This is a genomic window from Rhodanobacter sp. A1T4 (genome assembly GCF_014207185.1).
In the GTDB taxonomy this organism is placed as follows: domain Bacteria; phylum Pseudomonadota; class Gammaproteobacteria; order Xanthomonadales; family Rhodanobacteraceae; genus Rhodanobacter.
The window spans coordinates 1-1489 of record NZ_JACHCP010000030.1 but is presented as its reverse complement, the minus strand read 5'-3'; the positions used below and the strand labels follow the sequence as shown (position 1 = coordinate 1489).

General features: G+C 59.6%; 1 protein-coding gene. It reads right to left on the bottom strand.

Annotated features, from left to right (window positions below; all coding sequences use genetic code 11):
• Window positions 1-1489: condensation domain-containing protein (locus HDE80_RS22000; RefSeq protein ID WP_255484094.1), on the bottom strand; the 1489-nt coding region annotated here is incomplete at both ends.

The following is a 1489-nucleotide window of genomic DNA, read 5'->3' as shown; positions in this document are numbered from 1 at the left end:
CGAGCAAGTGCGTGAGATGGTCGGCCAGGCGCGCAATCGTGCTCGCGTCGAACAGGTCCGTGCTGTATTCGAAGCAACCCTGCAGGCCGTTCTTGCTTTCGGTCAAGCTCAGTCCAAGATCGAAATGAGTCGTAACGCTTTCAGCTGGGACAAGTTCCAATTGCAGGCCAGGCAACGACAGATTGTTCACCGGCGTGTTCTGCAACACCAGCAGTACCTGGAACAGTGGCGTATAGCTGGTATGCCGCTCCGGCTGCAGGACTTCCACCAGTTGCTCGAACGGCACATCCTGGTGAGCATACGCGTCCAGCGTATGCTGGCGTACCCGCTGCAGCAGCGTCTTGAAATCCTGCGTCAGGTCCACCTGCGTGCGCAGCACCAACGTATTGATGAAGATACCCACCAAGCCTTCGACTTCGCTGCGGTTGCGATTGGCGATCGGCGTGCCGATGCAGATATCGCTCTGACCCGAATAACGGGCCAGCAGCACATTGAACGCCGCGTACAGCGTCATGAACAGCGTGCTTTGCGTCCGACGACTCAATGCATGCAGCTCTGACACCAGCGATGCGGGAAGGCTGTATTGCAATGCAGTGCCGCATTGAGTCTGCACAGGCGGCCGCGGTCGGTCGGTGGGCAGCGTCAACAGGCTCGGGCAATCAGCGAGCTGCTGTTTCCAGTAGCTCAGCTGCTGCTCCAACACCTTTCCGCTCAGCCATTGCCGCTGCCATTGCGCAAAGTCTGCGTATTGAATCGGCAGGTCGGCTAACGGCGAGGGCTGGCCTTGCGTGAAGGAGCGGTACAGGATCGCCATCTCTCTCGCAACGATCCCCATGGACCAGCCATCGGAGACGATATGGTGCATCGTCATGAGCAGGACGTGCTCCTGGTCGGCAAGCCGGAGCAAGTTGAGGCGAATCAACGGGCCGACCGCCAGGTCGAACGGCTTGGCCACTTCCTCTTGCAGGCGTACACGCAGCTGCGCCTCGCGTTCCGTGACAGGCAAGCCGCTCAGATCGACGATGTCCAGCGGCAACGTCAATACCGGTGCAATGACTTGCACAGGCGCGTCATCGACCATCACAAAGGTGGTGCGTAACGCTTCATGACGGCGCACGATTTCGTTCAGCGTGCGGGCCAGAGCCTCCACCTCAAGGTGACCGGTCAGACGAGTGGCCGACGGCATGTTGTAGAAGGTTTCGTTGAGCTCCAACTGATCCAGGAACCACAAGCGCGCTTGGGCAAACGACAACAGCAACCGCCCATTGCGGTTTACGGGCACGATTCGCGAAGCGGTGGCGCGAGTAGCGGTTTCGGCCACCTTCAACATCAACGCGGCGATCGTTGGTGCTTCGAACACGTCGCGCAGCGGCAATTCGACCTGCAACTTGCTCCGCCGTATGCGCGAGATCAGTTGCGTCGCCAGCAAGGAATGGCCGCCCAACGCGAAGAAGTCATCGTGGATACCGACCTTGTCCAGCTTCAGCAG